Raw genomic sequence first — 20,830 nt, 5'->3', positions numbered from 1 at the left:
AGACATGGTCTCAGAGCTGACGACGAAGTCGAGGCTTCAGTATGATCCCGGTACTCCCTACGAGGTTCCGGTTGCTGATACCTCCCTTATTTCCCTTCTCGAGACATCCGCGCGCCTCTACCCTGAGCGAGTTGCGATTGATTACTTGGGGGCAACACTGACATACACCCAGCTGTACGCTCAGGTTCTCCGCGCCGCACAGGTGCTCGTTGAAAACGGTGTTCGCAAAGGCGATGTTTGCGCGATCTGCCTGCCTAACTGTCCTCAAGCCTTGGTCGCTTTCTACGCCTGTATGCGTATTGGAGCCGTTGCAGCCCAACACAACCCTCTTGCACCAATTGAAGAGATCCATCAGCAATTGGATCGCCATCACGGAAAAGTCGCTATTGTTTGGGAAAAGTCTGTCGACGCTTTCATCCGTGAAGGAGACCAGGCTCTCGACTGTATTTTCACCGTCGATATTTCGGCGCAAATGCCTCGTACTTCGCGCGCTTTGCTCAAACTCCCTATCGAAAAAGCGCGCTCTACGCGCGAGCAAATGCGCGGAGAACGCCCCAAGGGGACACACTCGTGGGATCACGCGGTTGCGCGCGCACGCCTCATCCACCCTGACACACCCGGCGCCTCGGCCCAAGATCTAGCCGTCATTTTGCACACCGGGGGCACCAACGGCGTTCCCAAATCAGTTCCGCTCACGCACCGCAATATCGGTTCGAATGTCAATCAGTGCATCATGTGGGTATGGAAACTCCATGAGGGCGCCGAGAACTTTTATTCGCTGCTCCCCTACTTCCACGCTTATGGGCTGACCCTCTTGATGTGCGCTGCTGTTCGCCTTGCGGCGACCCAGTTGGTTCTCCCCAAGTTCGATGTCCATCTGGCGCTGGAGGCTCACAAGCGTCATCCGGTGACCTTCTTCGTGGGCGTTCCTCCCATGTTCGAGCGTCTCATGCAGGCCGCACAAGAAGAGCACATCGATTTGACCTCAATGAAGTGGTCGTTGTGCGGCGCAATGCCGCTGTCTCAAACCCTTGCGCAGCAATGGGAAGAGATCACTCAGGGAATGGTCATTGAAGGCTACGGCATGTCTGAGACTTCCCCGGTGATCGCAGGAGTTCCTCTGGCAGCCAATCGTCGGCATGGTGCTTTAGGACTAGTCTTCCCCTCAACTGACATTCGCCTCGTCGATCTTGAAGATCCCTCTGTTGATGTTGAAGAGGGGACCCCCGGTGAAATCATCGTTAAAGGTCCTCAGGTGTTTAGCGGTTACCTTGGCGCTCCCGAAGAGACGGCCCGTGTCTTCACCGAGGACGGGTGGCTGCGCACCGGTGATATTGCAGTTATTCGCGATGGCTTCTTGATGATGTCTGATCGTAAGAAGGAACTGATTCTTTCAGGCGGCTTCAATGTCTATCCTTCACAGGTCGAGGACGCGATCCGGTCGATGCCCGGAGTGAAGGATGTTGCTGTCGTTGGTCTTCCCTCGGGGGATGCTCGCGAGGAAGTTACTGCAGCCTTGATCTTGGAAGATGATGCTCCGATGATTACCCTGGCGCAGGTGCGTCAGTGGGCAGAAAAGTATGTTTCTCACTACGCGCTCCCGCGCCAGCTCGCCATCATTTCCGAGCTGCCGCGTAATCCCTTGGGAAAGGTCATGCGCCGCAAGGTTAAAGAGCAGCTTCTTGATCCCGCAAACCGTATGTTTTCCAGTGCTTCGAAAGCAATTGGCGAGGCCGCGGCCGCGGTAAGCGAACGTCTTTCTCCTCCCGATACTTCCGCAGACGATAAAGACTCCGACAATGAGTAAACAGTCCCCCGACAAATCAATGAGATTGGTTCGCCATTCTCGCGCAATCGTTGATTCACTGAGCCGAGGGGCGCAGCGTCTCGGCTCTTCAACTGCGCAGAGACTGCGTTCCGGTCGTAAGAGCAAGATTGAGCCCCGTGCTCTGTCTCCGCGTCGAACAGTTCAGTGGGTTCCACCCCAGCGCGTCGAGCGCCGGGGTGCGCGTCCTTCCTCTTCGGATGCTCGCAAACCTCTGATCCCCCGGTGGCTTGCGCAAGCAGGCTATGGATCGTGGGCGATCATCGGCGTACTCATCGTAATCTCCGCCGTTGTCTTCGCAATCGCCCAAGCAACGCCGGTATTTATTGCAATTTTCGTTGCCCTGTTGCTTACCGCGATTTTGAATCCTTTGACGAATTACCTTAACCGGTGGGTGAACCGCTGGATTGCAGTTTTCGCTGCGCTCTTCGCGTTTATTGGAACTTTTGTTGCGCTGATGACGCTTGTCGTGTCCTCGATCGCGGGACAGTGGCCGAATCTTCTTTCAGAAGTGAGTAACGGTCTGGGAAAGCTCTCTGATCTTGTTGCTCGTCTGCATCTTCCTTTCCAGATCCCGCTCAATGATCTCAGCCATTTAAACGAAACTCTTATTGCGCAAGGCAAGAACTTTATCGCGTCCAATTGGTCAGGACTGCTCAGCGAGACTCTAGCGAATGTTTCCAATGCTGCGGTCGTCGCCTCGGTATTGGTCCTCGCCTTCTTCATCACGATCTTCTTCTTGCACTCCGGCGGACAGATGTGGGACTGGTTCGTTTCCTTACTCCCCTATCACCGACGCAAGATCACCAATCGAGCTGCACAAGCAGGCTGGAGCACCTTCTCCGGCTATGCACGAGGAACGATGCTGGTGGCTGGAACAGACGGCCTCTTTGCTGGAATTTTCCTCCAATGCATCGGGGTCCCCGTCGCCCCTGCTCTTGGTATTTTGGTTTTCATCGGCGCGTTCATCCCCCTGATTGGTGCCCCCACGGCGATGATCCTCGCAATGATCGTTGCTCTTGCAGCAAAGGGCATTATTACAGCAGCTATCGTCGGTCTGGGAATCGCACTGATTGGCCAGATCGAAGGGCATATTCTCCAGCCGCTCATCATGGGGCACCAAGTTTCTCTCCACCCGGTCGTCGTCGGTATCGGCGTCATGGTGGGAACCTTCACCGCTGGACTCCTCGGCGCGATCATCGCGATTCCGATTATTGCGGTTGCTTGGGCGATCTTCGCTGAGCTTTATACCCCGCGTGAACGTAGCTAGCTTGCGGCACGCAAGTTTCAACGGAAATCTCGAGAGCTCAAACGCAGCTGAGTAGAAAACGGATAGATCCGAAAAGCTCGGACGCTTCGCGTACCATAAGCATTTTCGCAGTACCCATCTACGACTACCGCAGAGGCCATCACTTCACGTCGATGGTGCTTCCACGTCGCCTCTGTAACCGTCACGTTGACGCTGCCGCTCTCGTCTTCCAAGCTGAGAAAGAGTACCCCTCCTCCGCTGCACGGACGCTGTCGATGCGTGATAATTCCTGCAACTCTGATCCTCGACTGATTTTCTTGACGGAGGATCTCGCAGGCCGGAATTACTCCCTGTGCGTTCATCTGTTTTCGGATCAACGCAAAAGGATGGCTCGTAACAGATAGGCCCATGGCTTCATAATCCAGATTCATCTGCGCAACAGAATCGAGCGGTGGAAGGGAAGGAAGATGGTATTCCATCCCAAGTCCTTCCAACATCGGTTGATACTCCCGATCTTCGCCACCATCTTGTCCTAAGACGCCACTGGCCCAAATTCCTTCGCGGCGCTGATATCCCATTGAATCGACAGCACCAGCTTGAGATAGTCTTTCAAGATCTGTGCTGCGAAGCCTAGCGCGCGAGGCAAGATCCTCAAGATCTTGATAGGGGCCTTCCTCCCGCCCTCGGAGGATCCTTTTGATGCTCCCCTTATCGAGGCCTCGGATCATATCGAGGCCAAGAACGATCCCCCACTCGGGATGGATATCAACCAGCCCTTCTTTTCCTTCCATTCCTATTCCGCATGCTTCCTGTGCTCGCTCAGCACCAATGATCTGCACAATCTTGCTCAGCGGAAGTACCTGCGTGGACTCTAGCGAAAGGTTCACGTCAGGTGCGCACACACGCAAGCCGTGGCCTCGTGCATCGTGAACAAGAGAGGAAGGGGAATAAAAACCCATGGGTTGATGAGAAAGGATCCCCGCATAAAAGTGCTCGGGATAGTGGACCTTAAGCCAAGCGGACGCATAAACGATATAGGCGAAAGAAAAAGAGTGCGATTCAGGAAAGCCAAAGTCGGCAAATCCCTGGACCTGCCGAAAGACCTCTTCGCAAATATCTATCGGGATACCCCGCTCTTTCATCCCCTCGATGAAAGATCCGCGCAATTTTTTCATTTTCTCCGCGCTACGAGAAGAACCCATGGCTCGGCGTAATTCATCAGCCTGAGCGGCAGAAAAGCCAGCAACATCCATAGCAATGTGCATCATCTGTTCTTGAAAGAGAGGAACTCCCAAGGTCTTTTCTAAAGCCGGACGTAGAAGAGGATGAAGATAGCTCACCCTTTCTTCCCCCCGACGACGGCGCAAATATGGATGCACCGATTCGCCTTGAATAGGACCGGGACGAATGAGAGCGACTTCAATGACAATGTCGTAAAAGCAACGCGGCTGAAGCCTGGGCAAAGTATTCATCTGCGCGCGAGATTCAACTTGAAAGACTCCCATCGTGTCTGCCGCGCACAACAAGTCATACACTCGCGGGTCTTCGTCTTCGAGTTCATAGAGGGAAAGAATTTTTCCTTGCGAATTTCGAATTCCTTCCTTCTCAAGAGACTCAAAAATCGATCCCAAGGCTCCAAGCATTCCCAGTCCAAGGAGGTCAAACTTCACCAATCCGGCGTCTGCACAATCCTCCTTATCCCATTGGATCACGCTTCTCCCCCGCGTTTTTGCCCAACGAATGGGGCAGATCTGGCTCACGGGATGCTTGCTGAGGATCATCCCTCCGGAGTGAATCCCCATATGGCGCGGAAGCCCACTCAAAAGCTGGGCACAGGTGGTAAGCATCATCTGCGAAGGGGCCGTGTCTGTTCTGTGGTTTTCTTCCCTTCGCTGAGCTCGGCTTGGAACGTGAGCCGCGTCAATTCCCAGAGCCCTGGCAGCGTCTTTATAGGCCAATTGCGAACGGTATGTAATCACTGTTGCCACTTGAGCGGCACGTCTTCTTCCATAGCGTTGGTAGACATATTGGATGACTTCTTCACGGCGGGCACTGTCGATGTCGATATCAATGTCTGGGGCTCCTGAGCGTCCCGGGGAAAGAAAACGTTCAAAGAGCATTCGATGGCGAATAGCATCAACTGCTGTAATCCCAAGGCAATAGCAGACGGCAGAATTCGCTGCAGAACCACGTCCTTGGCACATAATTCCCCGCCTTCGACAAAAATCTACGATGTCGTAGACGATGAGAAAATAGCCAGCAAAGTCAAGCTGTCCGATAATCGACAGTTCATGGTCAATGACCTCCCACGCGTGCGGGTTGGCGGATCGGGGACCATAGAGTTCCTGCGCTTTTGCATAGGAAAGCGCAGTGAGCCAAGAAATTGTTGTATGTCCTTGAGGAACCTCCATCTCGGGCAAATCCCAGGTATCAAATGACATCGGGTAATAGCATTCACGCGCAATTCCAGAGGCGTTGGAAACCGCCTGAGGAGCCATGCGATGAAGAGCGAGCATTTCTTCTGCGCTCTTCAAAAAAGAATGCTGGGCTGGAAGCAGATAGCGAATCTCATCCAAAGATTTACCCTGTCTGAGAGCACATAGAAGGTCCGCTCGATATTTTGACTTAGGAGAAGCCATGGTGACGCCACCGGCAGCAGCAAGAGGAAGTCGATGTTTGTGCGCGAGATCAGCAAGCTCGGCCCCCATGTCGTCTTCTCCGGGCCGCAGCACGCTTTCAACGATGATGCGCTCGCGCCCGAACAGGGAAATGAGGTCATTGAGAAAACGATCAGCTTGGTTTCTTCCCTGCGCATGCAAAATTCGTCTGAGAGGCCCGCGGGTACCTCCCGTTAAAATCCGTATATCCTGCGCATTTTCGGCAATATTTTCGAGGCCGTGGCTGGGGTTTTCACCTTCAACGTCCTCAAGTGTTCGTTCACTCATCAGCGAGCACAGGTCTCTATATCCGTCTTGAGATGTCGTGAGGATTGGTAAGCGAATTCCGGTATCTTCCCATCCACAAGGGAGCCCCCAGCCAGGTGATCCTATCGAGGCGTTGCCATCGTAGCGAGAAAACTGAGTGGCAGAAAGAGTGAGCTCGGTTCCAATAATCAACGGGAAAGATGACTCGCGTGCAGCCTGCAAGGAGCGGATCAGGGAGTACATTCCATCGCGCTCTAGCAGAGCAAGAGCGTCAAGACCGAGCTGCTTAGCGCAGAGGATGTAGTCTTCGGGGGCATCTGCTCCCTCTAAAAACGTGAAGTAGGAGTGCGCGTGTAACTCAGCATAAGGATGGGAAACCACCCCCCTATTATATCGAACGGGTGTTCGATAGCTATTGCTGGGGTTTCACTCTCCCACTCCCAAAAGTTCGATCAATTGATCGATATCCATCCTCTGAGTACTCTCATCACCAACATCATCAACGACGGTATCGATCAGCCTTTGCTTATGCGCCTGAAGCTGACAAACCTTCTCTTCAATCGTCTCCTGGGCAACTAGTCGATAGACATTGACCGCACGACTTTGCCCGATCCGGTGTGCACGATTAATCGCCTGAGCTTCAACAGAAGGATTCCACCAAGGGTCCATGATGTAGACATAGTCTGCTTCAGTGAGCGTGAGCCCAACTCCCCCAGCCTTCAGTGAGATAAGGAAAACAGATCCTTCTCCTCTACGAAATTTTGCGATAACATCCTCACGCTTTCGTGTCTTTCCTTCAAGGAGAAGACACGAAATTCCGCGCTGTTTCAGAGCGCTATCGATTCGTTCAAGAAAACTCACGAATTGACTAAAAACAAGTACCTGGTGACCTGCAGGAACAATTTGCTCTAGGTGCGAACACAGCAGATCAATCTTTGCAGAACCAACCCCCTCGTAGCGCTCATCAACAAGAGCCGGATCAAGGGAAAGCTGTCGCAGCCGTGTGAGTGCAGCAAGAACTTCAAATCGCCCTTGAGCCCCTTCATTGTTGAGCTGAATACGAAGGAGCCGAGCACGTTCACGAGTGAGGTAGCGGTCGTAAATCTGACGTTGTCGCCCTTCTAAGGGAACGGGAAGTAGTGTTTCAATGCGATCGGGAAGTTCAGGTGTGACTTCTTCTTTCGTACGGCGAAGGATGAATGGAGCAATCAGCGTATGCAAAAGTTCTAAAGCGCTGTCTTGCTGAGTCCCTTCAATGGGACGTCGGAATTTCTCATTGAAGTGCGCATGCGTCGACAGGAGGCCGGGGACACTCAAAGACATCAGTGACCACAGGTCCTCGAGTGAATTTTCAATGGGAGTTCCGCTCATGCAAATTCGCCAGGGAACCTGGAGTTCTTTCACACTTCGATAGAGCATCGTGCGCGGATTCTTGAGAACCTGCGCTTCATCGATGACGAGTCCACTGAGCGAGTGGTTGTCCCACAACAGGTGGTCCATTCGGAAGAGCGTGTGTGAAGTAATAACGATGTTGGATTGTGAGATGCCATCCCAAGCAAGCGGATTTCGCTGATGCGAGGCGCGAAGCACGCATGTCCTGAGCTGCGGAAAACACCTCGCGGCTTCATTTGCCCAGCTTGAAATGACGCTGGTCGGAACAAGAATCAAGACGGGTGATTCAAGACTTCCTTCCTCGCGAAGAGCATCGATTGCTGCGAGGATCTGCCTGGTTTTTCCCAGTCCCATATCGTCGGCAAGAATGCATCCAAAACCAGAGGAAATCCGGCTGTGAAGCCAGTTACGACCTTCAAGCTGATACGGGCGAAGACGAGGGTCTTGATCTTGATCCGTATGGGACTGTGCGCGCAGCGCAAGTTGTTTTAGGGCCGACGTTCGAGAGCGCCATTGCAGGTCTTCTTGTGCGACATCAACTGTCTGACTCAGTCTTTCCCATAGCCCAAGTTGTGAGGTATGAAGACGAATATCATCAATCGAACGCGATCGCGTCAGTTGCGCAGCTCCACGAAGCAGGACGCGAAGGCGTTCGACGTCGATACCTTCAAGGCGCGCCCATTGTCCGTCATTAACACGAATGTATTCTTCACCTGAAGACAGCGCCTTCAAAACTCGTGAAATTGGAATTTTTTCGTTACCAACTTGGATCGCGACGTGAAGCCCCCACCAATCGGGAGAATCCGTTGCTTCGATAGCAGCAGTAACAGTTGCCGCCTCTTCAGTGAGGGTTAATTGCCTGAGGCTATCGTCGATATCCCAATGCACCGATGAGAGCGGCCATGCTCCAATCTCTTGTATGAATGCGGGGACTTGGGGAAGCGGAATAAGAAGGCCCTGCGCACTTGGATGAAACGACGCCGAGGCAAAATAGCGCCGTAAGAGAGCATGTGCATCATTAAAGGCGCGCTGAATATCCTCATCAAGCTCTGAGAACTTTGTCTGGGGAGACAAAATGACACGGAAACATTTATTTCTGAGGTGATATTCCAACGCCCATTCGATCTGCGCACACACGCGGTTTTTGGGATGCAAAATGAGTAGGAGTTTTGGCCGGCAGTTTTCTACAGGGAAGGTTCCCGTCGATGAGGTGCACTCAAAACGCTCGCGTAATAGTGGCAGCCATTTGAAGAGGAAATCTCCAATGCTTTTAATTGGGATCTGAACGATCTGATCGGGCAGCAACTCATCATCGATATCCTCCTCAGCAATTGCCCCATCACCGCCGTCACAAAAGGTTAGCGACATATGCGGAGCTTGCCGCGGAAAGGGAATTTCTTCGTTTGCTCTGGTCACATAGTGGCGGCGATACGAAAGTTCAAGACTCTTCTCAGTAAGATTCATGTCGATCACGAGGCGTGACGAACTGAGTTCGAAGTGAAATCGCTGAAACTGCGGTGTTAAAAGCGCGACTCCCCCGCATTGAAGTCTATATAGCCAGCGCGGCGCCTCCATGCCAAGAGAATCTAGGTAAACGTCATATCCCGTTGAAATATGCCCCTGTAATTTTCGGCTGCACTGATAGAACCGGCGGAGAAGTTTCAGTTGCTTAGGTGCTAGAGCATCAATAACCCCACCCCAGCGTGACTGCGCTAATTCCGCCCAACTCAACCTGCGCGGCGGTAGGTGGTCCGTGCTCAAACGCACTGGAGTCAGCCATACCGGGTCTGCAGGATCATGCGCATCAATCACAAGGCCTAAGGATTCTCCTCCGTCCGCTGAAAGCAAGATTTCAAGATCACGGTTCCATGCTGGTTGATGCGTACGGCCCTCACGTGCAGAGAACACATTGTCCATCGCACACTGAAGTAAAGCTGCAGCATGAGCGCAGGCTCCGTTAAGAAAACACGCGCATTTCAGGCGTAGATGCGGAAAAGGTAAGGAAGGCGCATATTCGATTTCGCTTCGATAGGACACGCCTTTTGCACGTACCCGTGCCCACACTCGCTGCTCATCCCATGTCACGTCATCAACGTCACCGCGTTTGAACGCAAGCGCCCCCTGTGCCCATAGAGCGTGACCAACGCATGTCGTTGCTCCCTCCTCACCACAGGAGAGCAGTGCTGCGCGGATCGGTGATGTGTCCATCTCTTCAGGATAATCCACACTCAAAAGGAGCCTCACACTCATATATCCCCACGAGGCTCCACGCATGATGACTCCACATCAAAAGCAGATCCGGAGAAGAATCAGACTTCACTCGAAGGTAATGAGTCTGCGGGTCATGGGACATCTCCACAGTTGGCTCACACCACCATTGTTGAGGTACAGCCCATGGTCCACGCCAGGACAGAATGCGATACCACTTCTCTTCCCCAAAGGCACAGACTTTTACGTCTTGAGGACTACTTGTCAAAGCAGATCGTTCATTAACACGTACATCTATTCTTCGCCCCCCTTCGACCTTTCCATAGACTTCCGTTGGATATGGACGGATACACAGTCTTGAAGGAGCGTCTTCGATTCCTCCTTCAAGACAAGTCACCTGTTCTTTTTCTTTTCTTTCATCAACGGAGGCGAATCCTGCGCGTTGAGTGGGTGAATATCCCGGAAGGATCCGAGGAATACGAATGGCATTTTCACCTTTATAGGCACAAATTTTTCGCAGAACAGAATCACGTTGAGGTGACTCACCAGCCCGCCATAAAGCTCGCGAAGCCCCCACGCGCTCACAGTGTTCAGCCCGTACATTCACGCGTACAAAGCCCTGCTCGTTTTCAGAAGCAGACAACCAAGCAACCAACTGCCATCGAATCCGATCGGCAATTTCATCTTCCTCTCCGTCTATCCCCCACCATTGCCGTTCATAAGATTGCGATGCAGAATCTTGAGCACTCACAGCGATACTGGAACAACGCAGTCCATAAAAATCCAACTTCTCGCAGATTTGATGAGCTAAGCGGCGCGCACAAAACGCAACTTGCTCCTCGCGTTCAATGCTCTCCTCACATTCTTCTTCCGCTTGAAGATCGTCGAGAAGAATCTGTCTCTCGGGAAGCCATAGATCTTTTCCCGTAAAAAGTTCCCATACATGTTTTCCAATGCTGCCAAACCGCGAATACAGGGCAGCAGATCCCATTCTCCGAATATCGATTCCTCTTGTAATCCCAGCAGAATGACACGTCTGCACAAACTGAGAAAGTATATTGTGCTGTTTGGGTGGGAAAAGAGAAAGACACTGATGAACTTCGAGCTGATCAAGAAAATCTTGAGTGTCTTCTGGGGCAAGGATAATGCCGCGCCTGGCCGCACCATAACTTGCAAGAGGACCAGAAGCTATTCCAACGTTGCTCTCTGAACCAGTGCAATCTGAAATAGCGTCAACAAGATTTTCAGCTAATTGCGCTTCTCCCCCACTCCAGCGAGCAGCTCCAGCGGCCGGAGCCCAGGCAAGCCCCGGATAAATGCAGGCTATTCGAGCGATCCACTGTTCGCATGCTCGCAAAATTACTTCAAACGAAGAAATATCCCGGCGCATATCGAATGGCAGAACTAAAAGATCAGGACATAAATACCGCGCCATGGACAGTTTCATCCCCTGCCTGACACCGCATTTTCGAGCAGGCGGAGTGACGACCTGTATATATCCCCCTGCTTCAATCGCACCGTGAGCTCCGGGAGGAATGTCAACAACCAAAGAATTCACAGGCCAATTAGGAATCCACACCATGACATAGCGCATTTCAAACAGCCTTTCGTCTTTCATACATCTGATCGCACCAGAGCCTGCTCATTCCTCCCCATGGGACAGCAGTAAAAAGTGCAGCTCTTTCTTGACGTACTTGAGCACTGAGACGACGCATATCGCCAATCTCTAAGGGGCACTTTCCGAGATAAAGAACCCTGTAGTAAGGAAGAAGCAAAGAGATAACGCGCGCGTCTGCCGCGGAAGATGGAACTTGCACGCAACGCGCAAGATCAAGACCTTGCTTGGCTGCGTATTCCCATCCAAAGTCATCAGCGCCTATGAGAGCACAGGAGTTTTCTTCGCCGGTGAGCGCCACGAAAATCCGGGTCAGTAGTGAGTAGTTATTCCCAAATTCCCACACACCCGCATAGCTTGATACACGTTCCCAAGACCCGTGCTTTTTCTCAATCCCCAGACGAGTTTCAACATCGTTCAAAACCTGACGAGCAATATCTAGACGCGTCACACAACCACCCCAATCGAACAAATGTTCTATTAGTGTATGTGGCCCCACCTCATTTGCGTCCACTTTTGATCCACTTCAAGAAGTGAAAGAATACCGCCATGCATCTCTTCGATCGCCCAACCGCTCCGAATCCTTATGAGGCTTTGCCCCCAACCCAGACTTTTACTCTTAAATCCAACGATCTGATCGATGGTCAGTCCCTTCCCTTGCTCCATAGCGCACAGGGAGGAAATGTTTCGCCACATCTACAATGGAGCGGATTCCCTCAGGAAACAGAAAGCTTTTTTGTTTCCTGTTTTGATCCGGATGCCCCGACTCCTTCAGGCTTTTGGCATTGGATGATCATCGATCTGCCTTCTTCTTGCACTTCTCTTGCCCAAGGAGTCGGACACTCAGATCTTGAACTTGATGGAAGTGCTTTCCATCTACGCGGAGATCACGGCGATCATTCCTACTTCGGAGCAGCCCCTCCAGCAGGAGATCGTGCGCACCGTTACATCTTTTCAGTCCACGCGCTTAACGTTCCCACCTTGCAATGCGATGACGAAGTCTCTTTAGCGATGTATTCATTCCTCGCAATCGAGCACTCCATCGCCCGCGCCACTTTGACCGCTACTTTCTCCACTCCGCTGAACTAATATGCTTCACATCATTTTTCTTGAACCTGAAATCCCCGGAAATAGCGGAGCCGCAATTCGCTTAGCCGCTTGCACGGGAGCTTTCCTTCATTTGGTCGAGCCTCTGGGATTTGATATGTCCGATACCAAGCTCAAGCGCGCAGGCTTGGATTACCACGACCTCGCACACGTTAAAGTCCACCACACCTTCAACGAGGCACTTGCAGAGGTTCCTGGAAGAATCTGGGCTTTCACTGGACACGCATCACGCCACTACAGCGATATCACCTACGGCGATGGCGATGGGCTTCTTTTTGGACGAGAATCCGTCGGCTTACCTGATTGGGCAATGTCTCACCCCCGAGTCAGTGAGTGCGTGCGCATCCAGATGCGTGAAGGCATCCGCTCTCTCAACCTTGCAAATTCCGCTTCCATCGCCCTATACGAGGCCTGGCGTCAGCTTGGCTTCCCCGATGGAGTTTAGTGTTTCGCCCCTGAGATTTTTGACGAGCGTAAGCTCAATCCCGGACGCTCAACTTGCTCAGCAAGTTCAACGATCCTGCGCGGATTTGATAGCCACATCCAGATAGCGCCGATGAGTGCAACAGCAAGCGGAAGGTAGGAGTAGTCACTCCCAAACGAATTCCACGCATTTCTCACCAGAGCAAACTGCGACAGATGATTCTGCGCTAGCCCGCAGACAAGCGGCCCGATAAGTCCTAAAGTGATCATGCACCAGCCAAGGATGCGCATGCGCCGCCCATTATGTGTCAGAGCAATGGCGGCAATTACGTAAATTAGACCGATAAAAATGGCGGTGAAGCGTACCCACAGGGGCACATCGCGCCGATGATACGCATCAACAACGGCCAAGATAGTAACAGTAAGACTGAACAACCAGTACAGAGCGATGACAAGTCGACCAGAGCCGCGTGAGGGTGGCCGGTTATCTTGAGACTGCTCGTGTGCTGCTTCGCTCACATCTCCTCCTTCGTTTAGTGCCATAGTAGTTGTTTTTCCTGAGAAAGCTTGCCAATTTCGACTGCACAACATGTGGGCTGTCTAACCGATTGAGCAGCTATTTTCTCGCGGACAAATACAGTCACTAGTGGAAGAATAGGACCTAAGTCGGACATTGAAGGTCCGTTCTCTTCGCTATCAAGGAGTGGAACACGTGAGCGAGTCTGTATACGACCTCGTCATCCTCGGCGCAGGGTCAGGCGGCTATGCTGCAGCTTTGCGCGCCTCCCAATTGGGATTGAAAGTCGCCCTTATCGAAGGTGACAAGGTTGGTGGAACCTGCCTCCACCGTGGCTGCATCCCTACAAAGGCATATTTACACGCAGCAGAGACTGCTGATGCGATTCGCGAGTCGGACACCTTCGGAGTCCAGGCAACTTTGCAGGGAATCGATATGGCCAAGGTTGGTCAGTATCGTGATTCCATCATCAACAAGCTTTTCCGAGGCGTTCAAGGGCTGCTTTCTTCGCGCGGAGTTGACGTGATCGAGGGCTGGGGGCGCCTTGCCTCCCCTGACACCATCGAAGTCAATGGCCGCCGCATCGTCGGCCGGAACATCATTTTGGCAACAGGCTCGTACTCGCGCTCAATTCCTGGACTCGATATCAGCGGCCGTATCATCACATCGGACCAAGCGCTCCAAATGGAGTGGGTCCCGCAGCGCGCAGTTGTTCTTGGCGGCGGCGTCATTGGCCTAGAGTTTGCTTCCGTCTGGCGTTCCTTCGGCGCGGAAGTCACAATCATCGAGGCGCTCCCCCACCTTGCAAATAACGAAGACGAGGCAGTTTCCAAGCACCTCGAGCGTTCATTCCGCAAGCGTGGCATTGCTTTCCACACCAATACCCGTTTCGCCAGCGCAACACAGGACGACTCCGGTGTTCACGTCGCAACAGAAGATGGCAAGACCTTCGATGCCGATGTTCTCCTGGTTGCAGTCGGACGCGGCCCTGTCACCGAAGGTTTGGGCTACGAAGAAGCCGGTATCAAGATGGAGCGCGGCTTTGTTCTCACCAATGAGCGACTGCACACCGGTGTGGGCAACATCTACGCAGTCGGAGACATCGTTCCGGGACTTCAACTTGCACACCGCGGCTTCCTGCAGGGCATCTTCGTGGCGGAAGAAATCGCCGGTCTCTCCCCCACGATGATGGACGAATCTGGAATTCCACGAGTAACCTTCTGCGAACCCGAAATCGCCTCTGTTGGCCTGACTGAGAAGCAGGCACGCGAGAAGTACGGCGACAAGGTGCACACGGTCGAATACAACCTTGCGGGCAACGGAAAGTCTAATATCCTTGGAGCAACGGGCTTCATTAAGCTCGTTTCCGTGGAAGATGGACCCATCGTCGGCTTCCACGGCATCGGCGCACGTATTGGTGAGCAGGTCGGAGAAGGCGAGCTCATGGTCAACTGGGAAGCCTACCCCGAAGATCTTGCAGCACTGATCCATGCCCACCCGACGCAAAACGAAGCTATTGGCGAAGCAGCGATGGCTCTGGCCGGTAAGCCTCTCCACGCACACAACTGACCTGCCACCGACAAGGAGATTGAACATGGCAACCGCAGTGATCATGCCCGCTTTGGGCGAGTCGGTAACAGAAGGCACCGTCACGACCTGGCTGAAATCGGTGGGCGATACCGTCGCACTCGATGAGCCCTTGGTCGAGGTTTCTACAGATAAGGTGGACTCTGAAGTTCCTTCCCCAGCAGAGGGCGTTCTTCTGCAGATTCTCGTCGCAGAAGATGAGACGGTTGAGGTCGGCACACAGCTGGCCGTTATTGGAGATCTTTCCGAGGCCCCTCAAGATGGTCCCGCGCCGGCACAAGAAAGCACTCCCGAGCCCGCTGCTTCCACTCCCATCGAAGCACCTGTTTCGGCTCCCGCTCCGACTGCTTCGTCGCCAGTCGCTGGAACCGAGGTACTTATGCCAGCATTGGGTGAATCCGTCACCGAAGGCACTGTCACCACTTGGTTGAAGGGCGTCGGTGATGCAGTTGAAATCGACGATCCTCTAGTTGAAGTATCGACCGACAAGGTGGACTCAGAGGTTCCCTCCCCCGCAGCCGGTTTCTTGGCAGAGATCCGTGTAGCCGAAGACGATACTGTCGAGGTCGGCACTGTCCTGGCTGTTATTTCTGCTCAGGCTCCAACGACTGCTGCTACACCCGCTCAGCCGGCAGCTCCGGCAGCCCCCGCGCCGGCACCGGTTGCGGCTACCGTTTCTGCCCCGACAGCTCCCGCAGCACCTGCACCTGTCGCGCTTACGCCGAGCGCCCCTGCCCCGGTCAGCCCATTCCCGACTGCGGCCTCGTTGGCTGAAACCGCAGCAAAGGGTGAGCTAGCCACCCCCGTACCGGCTGAAGTGACAGCTACCGGCTATGTCACGCCCATCGTGCGTAAGCTTGCTCGTGAAGCAGGTATCGACCTTGCCGAGATCACAGGCAGCGGTATTGGCGGAAGGATCCGCCGCGAGGATGTCGAGGCCGCAATCAAGGCACGCGCGGCAGTGCAAGCTCCTGCAGCTCCTGCAGCGAGTGCAGCACCTCAGACTGCCGTAGCAGCAGCCCCTGGCGACAATGTCTTCTCCGGCCGCGAGGCATCACCGCTTCGCGGAACCACTGAGAAGATGTCGCGTTTGCGTCAAACCATTGCTCGCCGCATGGTTGAGTCACTGAGCACCGCTGCACAGCTGACAACGGTCATTGAAGTTGATGTCACCAAGATCGCCGCTCTGCGTGCGCGCGCAAAGGACGCATTTGTTCAGCGCGAGAACACCAAGCTGACTTTCCTCCCCTTCTTCGTCAAGGCTGCGACCGAAGCGCTGCGCTTCCACCCCAAGCTCAACGCAACGATTAATGACAAGGAAGTAACGTACTTCGATCACGAGAACATTGGCATCGCGGTAGATACGGAGCGTGGCCTGCTGGTCCCGGTCATCAAGAAGGCCCAGGAAATGTCAATCGCCGACGTTTCGCGTTCAATCAACGATCTTGCTGCACGCACACGTTCGGCAACGATCGGTGCTGATGAGCTTTCGGGTTCGACCTTCACCGTCACGAACACTGGTTCAGGTGGCGCGCTTTTCGATACGCCAGTGCTCAACATGCCGGAAACGGCGATCATGGGTGTTGGAACTATTGTGAAGCGCCCCGTTGTAGTTAAGGATGCACTCGGCAACGATTCGATCGCGATCCGTTCAATGGTTTATCTCTCATTGTCCTACGATCACCGTCTGATTGACGGCGCAGACGCATCCCGTTTCCTCATGGATGTGAAGCGCCGACTTGAAGAAGCTGCATTCGAGTCAGAACTCGGCCTGTAGACTTCACTGATCTAATTACTGTGGTGGGCAAGCTTGTGCTTGCCCACCACTTTTATTTCGCAGCGTCAGAAACGATGTCCGCATCTAGCGATCAACGTCCAAACATGAGAAACTGTCAACCGGTATGCGATGTTGCGTCGCCTCGTGGTGCGCTCGGTATCAATGCTCATCAGTATCGATAGAAAAGCTTGAACATGTTTAAAAATCTTTTCAAGAAAACCGATTCTAAGCGTCGTCGTGTTGGTGTCGCCGCCGCTGTTGGCGCTTTAGCCAGCGTCTTCTCGGCAATCGTCAAGTTCGGCTGGGAAGTTCCCTTCCCACCACGCACTCCTGAGCGTAATGCCACCAATCCTCCTCAGATGCTGCTGCAGCAGCTTGGAATGACCTCGGATCAGGTACACACGACGGTCAGCTTCAATGGCAACGATAACCTGCCGATCTATTCCTTCATCATTCACTTCTCTTTTGCAATTGTCTTCGCCCTCTTCTACTGCATCGTTGCTGAGTATTTCCCCGGAATTAAGCTCTGGCAGGGTGCAGCATTCGGTCTCTTGGTATGGATCGGCTTCCACTTGATTCTCATGCCACTGATGGGTACCGTCCCCTCCCCCTTCCCCTGGGTTGAAGGTGGACAAAGTTGGGCCGAACACTTCTCAGAGGCACTGGGCCACGTCGTATGGTTGTGGTCGATTGAAATCGTCCGTCGCGATATTCGTAATCGCATCACACACGAGCCTGATGCAGAGGTTCCGCTGGCCGCAGCAACCCGCTGATCATGACACTTTAGGGAGTGTGAAGCTCACCATGAGCTTCACACCCCCTTTATATATTCCTTTGAGGGAGAAAAACCCGCTAACATTGGAGCTGTTATGAGCGAGAAAAGTACACCTCAGAAGAAGCGGCGTTTTTATCACAACTTGATGGACGCCTTCCGAATTTGTCAACGAACCTACCCTTGGGTCGGGTGGCTCATGGCCGGCGTTGTTGTGATTGCAACCGCATTGGGCGTTCTTGCAGCCGCATTGACGCACTCGGGCTGGTTCTCGCTCACGTTCCTAGGCTTCTTAATCGGCGTTCTCATTGCGACATTCATTCTGTCTAACCTGACAGACCGCGCGACCTACGCACAGGTGGAAGGACGCGTTGGCCAGGTATACGTCGCCATTAGCCGCATCCGCAACGGTTGGATTGTCAATGAGCAACCGATTGCTGCCAATGCCGAACAAGACCTTGTCTGGCGCCTCGTCGGACGCCCCGGAATTGTTCTTATCTCAGAAGGCCCAAGCTCTCGCGTTCGCTCCCTTCTCGAACAAGAACGTAAGAAGGCACAGCGCATTATGCGCAATGTCGAGATCACGACAATTCAGGTAGGTACCGGCAAAGGCCAAGTGCGCCTTGCCAATCTGCTTCGCGAACTTCGCAAACTCAAGAAGAACCTGACGCGCGATGAAGTGCCATTGGTGAACCAACGCCTGAGCGCCCTTGACAGACGTTCGGCACCAATTCCTAAGGGAATTGATCCCGCTCGAGCTCGTCCGAATCGACGCGCATTGAGAGGACGTTAAATCACACTCAGGCTTGCAGACCACCGGTTTGCAAGCCTGAGCTCTTTTGTTGACGATGTCACCCCAACCAAATGGTCTTCCAACGCTTCAATCTCTTCCCACATATGACTGCGCTTGAGAACGTCATGGAAGGCCCGATCCACGTCTTGGGCCGACCCCGGAATGAGGTAAGAGAAGAAGCACAAGAATATTTGGAATTAGTCGGCTTGGGAGATCGACTCAACCATTATCCTTCTCAGCTCTCAGGTGGCCAGCAACAACGCGTGGCAATTGCTCGCGCGCTCGCGATGAAACCGGAACTCATGCTCTTCGATGAGCCAACTTCAGCCCTCGACCCCGAACTAGTTGGCGAGGTACTGACAGTCATGCAAAATCTCGCGCAGGCGGGAATGACGATGATCGTTGTGACGCACGAAGTCGGTTTCGCACGTGAGGTCGCTGATCACGTGGTCTTTATGGATAGAGGGGTAATTGTTAGTCCTCAAAACCCTCGTACACGCGAGTTCTTCTCCAAAGTCCTCTAAGCACTAGACTTAACACTCATACTATTTCGGAGGTCAAGTCCAGCAAGCCTAGGCCTCCGGAACATCGATTGCGTACAAGCGCGATTGACCGACGACTCTAAAGCCAAGATATTCAAAGACGGAAAGCATCGCTGAGCCTTCTGCCTGTGCGATTCCAGTGGCAATATGTGCCATACCGTCCTGCGCCTGAGCAGACATCGAAGTCGCGACGAGCGCATCAAGGACGCGACCCGTCCTCCACTCATCTCCTACACCGATCTGATCGATGTAGCCTTCTTTCCAACCAAGTGCAGCCCAATCTTGCTCGTACTTTGACGATAAGACGAAACCCGCGATACGGGGGCGATCGGAGCGTCGGTCGACAGCAATGAAGGACCACTCTGGCACGAAGGAGCTTCGTCCCATGGTCCATTGTTCTTCAGTCATCGCTGTCCTGCCCTGTTGCTGGGCTATGGAGTTTGCAGCCTGACGTAGTTCCTCATCCCACTGGGGGCTCCATTGTTCGATGGAAATATAGGAACCGAGCGAAGGAATAGCAGGCAGAGGACGCAGTTTTGCTCGCAGGTCGTAGTAGGTGCGTTCCCAATGGAAGCCTTGAGATTTCAAGGCACCTTCAAGGTCGTCTTGCCAGTTTTCAACATAGCTCACGATTGCGCGGCTACCGTTGCCTTTATAGCGTTCAAGCATCGCCTGCGCTGAAAGGATTTGCCAGTCGACCAAGGCACGTCCGAGCCCGATACGACGAAAGTCAGGATCGACGCCTCCTTGGCATAGACATTCAATGCGTGCAGAGGCGCGCAATCGTGTCTGGGCGAAGGCTACCATGCGTCCCGACGCCATACCTTTCGTTGCTATACCGACGATTCCTCTCCATTGAGTGGGCAAAGAAAGCATTTCAGCGACTTCAGCTAATGCTGTGCGATACGGCGGATTATCACGCGCCTCCATGCGCGCAATTAGCGCACCGAGTGCGTGAAGATCATCCTCTGTGAGAACACGCCACGTAATACCGTGATGTTCCGGAGGAAAGGGCGGGATGCTGTCCTCATTTCCTGTGAGTTGAAATGAAACCATTCATTACCGTACTTCTACTGATCGATACTGTAAAAAACGCGGGTGCGATCATTAACAAATCCAAGATGTTCATAAACAGATTGAGCATGCGTTGGACTCTTTAAATCTGCATCAATACCTATCCTGCTCATTCCATCATGAGCAGCGGCGCGAGTTGAAGCAGAAATTAATGCCGAGGCGATACCTCTCCCCCGGTGATCGGCAGGCACACCGATGGTATTGATATACGCCTCGAGGCGCCCGTGGGCAATCCAGCTTTCTGCAGACCGACCGGCCATGCAGTACCCACAGATCTGTCCCTCATCTGTAAGCGCAGCGAAGGACCAGCGATCCTCATAGTCTTCAAGCGCACGATTCCACCAGAAATCTCGGGCTTCAGTCAGGGGGTGATCGCTGAATACTTCTGAGTGCACACGATGCAGTTGCGAAAATGAAACCTCACTCATCGGGCAAATCTTTATATTCTGAGGGACCGGAGCAAGATGCTCTGAACCTTCGAGATCTCGATACATAACTTGGAACATGTGCTTGGCGTAAAACCCTGCAGCAATGTAGAGACGCCGACGGTCCGTCATGTGCCCATCGACCCAGTTGGCGATTGAAGCCTGCAGAGTAGATTCTGCGCCGAAGTATTCGACGAGCATCTGGCGCGCGCGGCCGTCTTGCCAGTGAAGAAGAGAGCGCCCGACTCCACGGCCTCGCCACAGAGGATGAATGACGGCGTTGACGATGGCAACCGCGGCCTCGGTAACCCCGGTCAAAACTTTCACGCTCCCAAGAGCAACAATGCCATGATCCTGGGCGATTCCCACGATCACCTCGAGAGGGGAAGCCGTACGGTGTCCTAATGCCAAGTCCGCAATCTCCTGCGAGGCTGTCCGGAAGATCGCATCATCTTCTTTCTCAACTTCGCGGATCAAATCGGCGACTGCACCTAGATCCGATGGGATCAAAGGCCGCCACCGCAAACCAAGATGAGAACCTGGAAAAGAGACTACCTCGGGCGGCTTTAAACGCTCCGCAAGTCCATTCATAGGAAATAT

15 protein-coding genes and 1 pseudogene are annotated in these 20,830 nt (G+C 53.3%); 9 read left to right on the top strand and 7 right to left on the bottom strand.

Features of this window, described 5'->3' with window-relative positions; genetic code table 11:
* Positions 1-4: 4 nt before the first annotated feature.
* Positions 5-1,807 (top strand): AMP-binding protein, encoded by a 1,803-nt coding sequence (locus BQ8011_RS06040; RefSeq protein WP_072455667.1) that lies wholly within the window; start codon positions 5-7, stop codon positions 1,805-1,807.
* Positions 1,800-3,095, top strand: coding sequence for an AI-2E family transporter (locus BQ8011_RS06035; protein ID WP_072455665.1), 1,296 nt, complete (start codon positions 1,800-1,802; stop codon positions 3,093-3,095). The genes BQ8011_RS06040 and BQ8011_RS06035 overlap by 8 nt, the downstream gene beginning before the upstream one ends.
* Before the next feature lie 17 nt (positions 3,096-3,112).
* On the opposite strand, the gene BQ8011_RS06030 is transcribed toward BQ8011_RS06035, so the two are convergent.
* From BQ8011_RS06030 to BQ8011_RS06015, 4 genes are all read right to left on the bottom strand, one after another.
* On the bottom strand, positions 3,113-6,379 hold the full coding sequence (locus tag BQ8011_RS06030) for an error-prone DNA polymerase (protein ID WP_072455663.1): 3,267 nt from the start codon (positions 6,377-6,379) through the stop codon (positions 3,113-3,115).
* Between the two features lie 45 nt (positions 6,380-6,424).
* A complete protein-coding gene (locus tag BQ8011_RS06025; protein WP_231945281.1) occupies positions 6,425-8,758 on the bottom strand; it encodes a DEAD/DEAH box helicase in 2,334 nt (777 codons plus the stop codon).
* A gap of 844 nt (positions 8,759-9,602) precedes the next feature.
* Positions 9,603-11,216, bottom strand: a complete 1,614-nt coding sequence (locus BQ8011_RS06020; RefSeq protein WP_083429943.1) for a Y-family DNA polymerase — start codon at positions 11,214-11,216, stop codon at positions 9,603-9,605.
* On the bottom strand, positions 11,194-11,664 hold the full coding sequence (locus BQ8011_RS06015) for a hypothetical protein (protein ID WP_072457699.1): 471 nt from the start codon (positions 11,662-11,664) through the stop codon (positions 11,194-11,196). The genes BQ8011_RS06020 and BQ8011_RS06015 overlap by 23 nt, the downstream gene beginning before the upstream one ends.
* Before the next feature lie 98 nt (positions 11,665-11,762).
* Here BQ8011_RS06015 and BQ8011_RS06010 point away from each other — a divergent pair, with 98 nt between their 5' ends.
* Positions 11,763-12,302, top strand: coding sequence for a YbhB/YbcL family Raf kinase inhibitor-like protein (locus tag BQ8011_RS06010; protein ID WP_072455657.1), 540 nt, complete (start codon positions 11,763-11,765; stop codon positions 12,300-12,302).
* A gap of 1 nt (position 12,303) precedes the next feature.
* Positions 12,304-12,765: a tRNA (cytidine(34)-2'-O)-methyltransferase gene (locus BQ8011_RS06005; protein ID WP_072455655.1), complete on the top strand. Its 462-nt coding sequence runs from the start codon at positions 12,304-12,306 to the stop codon at positions 12,763-12,765.
* Here BQ8011_RS06005 and BQ8011_RS06000 read toward each other — a convergent pair.
* Positions 12,762-13,262, bottom strand: coding sequence for a hypothetical protein (locus BQ8011_RS06000; protein WP_083430000.1), 501 nt, complete (start codon positions 13,260-13,262; stop codon positions 12,762-12,764). The two genes, BQ8011_RS06005 and BQ8011_RS06000, sit on opposite strands and share 4 nt — an antisense overlap.
* Positions 13,263-13,455: 193 nt before the next feature.
* On the opposite strand from BQ8011_RS06000, the gene lpdA reads away from it, so the two are divergent.
* The 5 genes and pseudogenes from lpdA to BQ8011_RS05975 form a co-directional block, all read left to right on the top strand.
* Positions 13,456-14,829, top strand: coding sequence for a dihydrolipoyl dehydrogenase (lpdA, locus tag BQ8011_RS05995; RefSeq protein WP_072455653.1), 1,374 nt, complete (start codon positions 13,456-13,458; stop codon positions 14,827-14,829).
* Between the two features lie 25 nt (positions 14,830-14,854).
* Positions 14,855-16,624 carry a 2-oxoglutarate dehydrogenase, E2 component, dihydrolipoamide succinyltransferase gene (sucB, locus tag BQ8011_RS05990; protein ID WP_072455651.1) on the top strand — a complete coding sequence of 590 codons (1,770 nt, stop codon included), beginning with the start codon at positions 14,855-14,857 and terminating at the stop codon, positions 16,622-16,624.
* 194 nt (positions 16,625-16,818) lie between these two features.
* Entirely contained in the window at positions 16,819-17,397 is a 579-nt protein-coding gene (locus tag BQ8011_RS05985) for a YagU family protein (protein ID WP_072455649.1), read from the top strand.
* A 96-nt stretch (positions 17,398-17,493) separates the two neighbouring features.
* Positions 17,494-18,189 (top strand): DUF4191 domain-containing protein, encoded by a 696-nt coding sequence (locus BQ8011_RS05980; protein WP_072455647.1) that lies wholly within the window; start codon positions 17,494-17,496, stop codon positions 18,187-18,189.
* Positions 18,190-18,260: 71 nt separating this feature from the next.
* Positions 18,261-18,713: pseudogene (locus BQ8011_RS05975) on the top strand (amino acid ABC transporter ATP-binding protein); the annotation flags it as partial.
* A 48-nt stretch (positions 18,714-18,761) separates the two neighbouring features.
* Here the strand turns inward: BQ8011_RS05975 and BQ8011_RS05970 are convergent.
* Both BQ8011_RS05970 and BQ8011_RS05965 read right to left on the bottom strand, forming a co-directional pair.
* A complete protein-coding gene (locus tag BQ8011_RS05970) occupies positions 18,762-19,787 on the bottom strand; it encodes a GNAT family N-acetyltransferase (protein WP_072455645.1) in 1,026 nt (341 codons plus the stop codon).
* A 14-nt stretch (positions 19,788-19,801) separates the two neighbouring features.
* Complete coding sequence (locus BQ8011_RS05965; protein ID WP_072455643.1) at positions 19,802-20,821, bottom strand: GNAT family N-acetyltransferase; 1,020 nt, start codon at positions 20,819-20,821, stop codon at positions 19,802-19,804.
* Positions 20,822-20,830: the final 9 nt, after the last annotated feature.

It is taken from the genome of Actinomyces marseillensis (genome assembly GCF_900155605.1).
Taxonomy (GTDB): domain Bacteria; phylum Actinomycetota; class Actinomycetes; order Actinomycetales; family Actinomycetaceae; genus Pauljensenia; species Pauljensenia marseillensis.
Note: the sequence above shows the minus strand (reverse complement) of the source record. Positions and strands in the feature narration are given on the sequence as shown.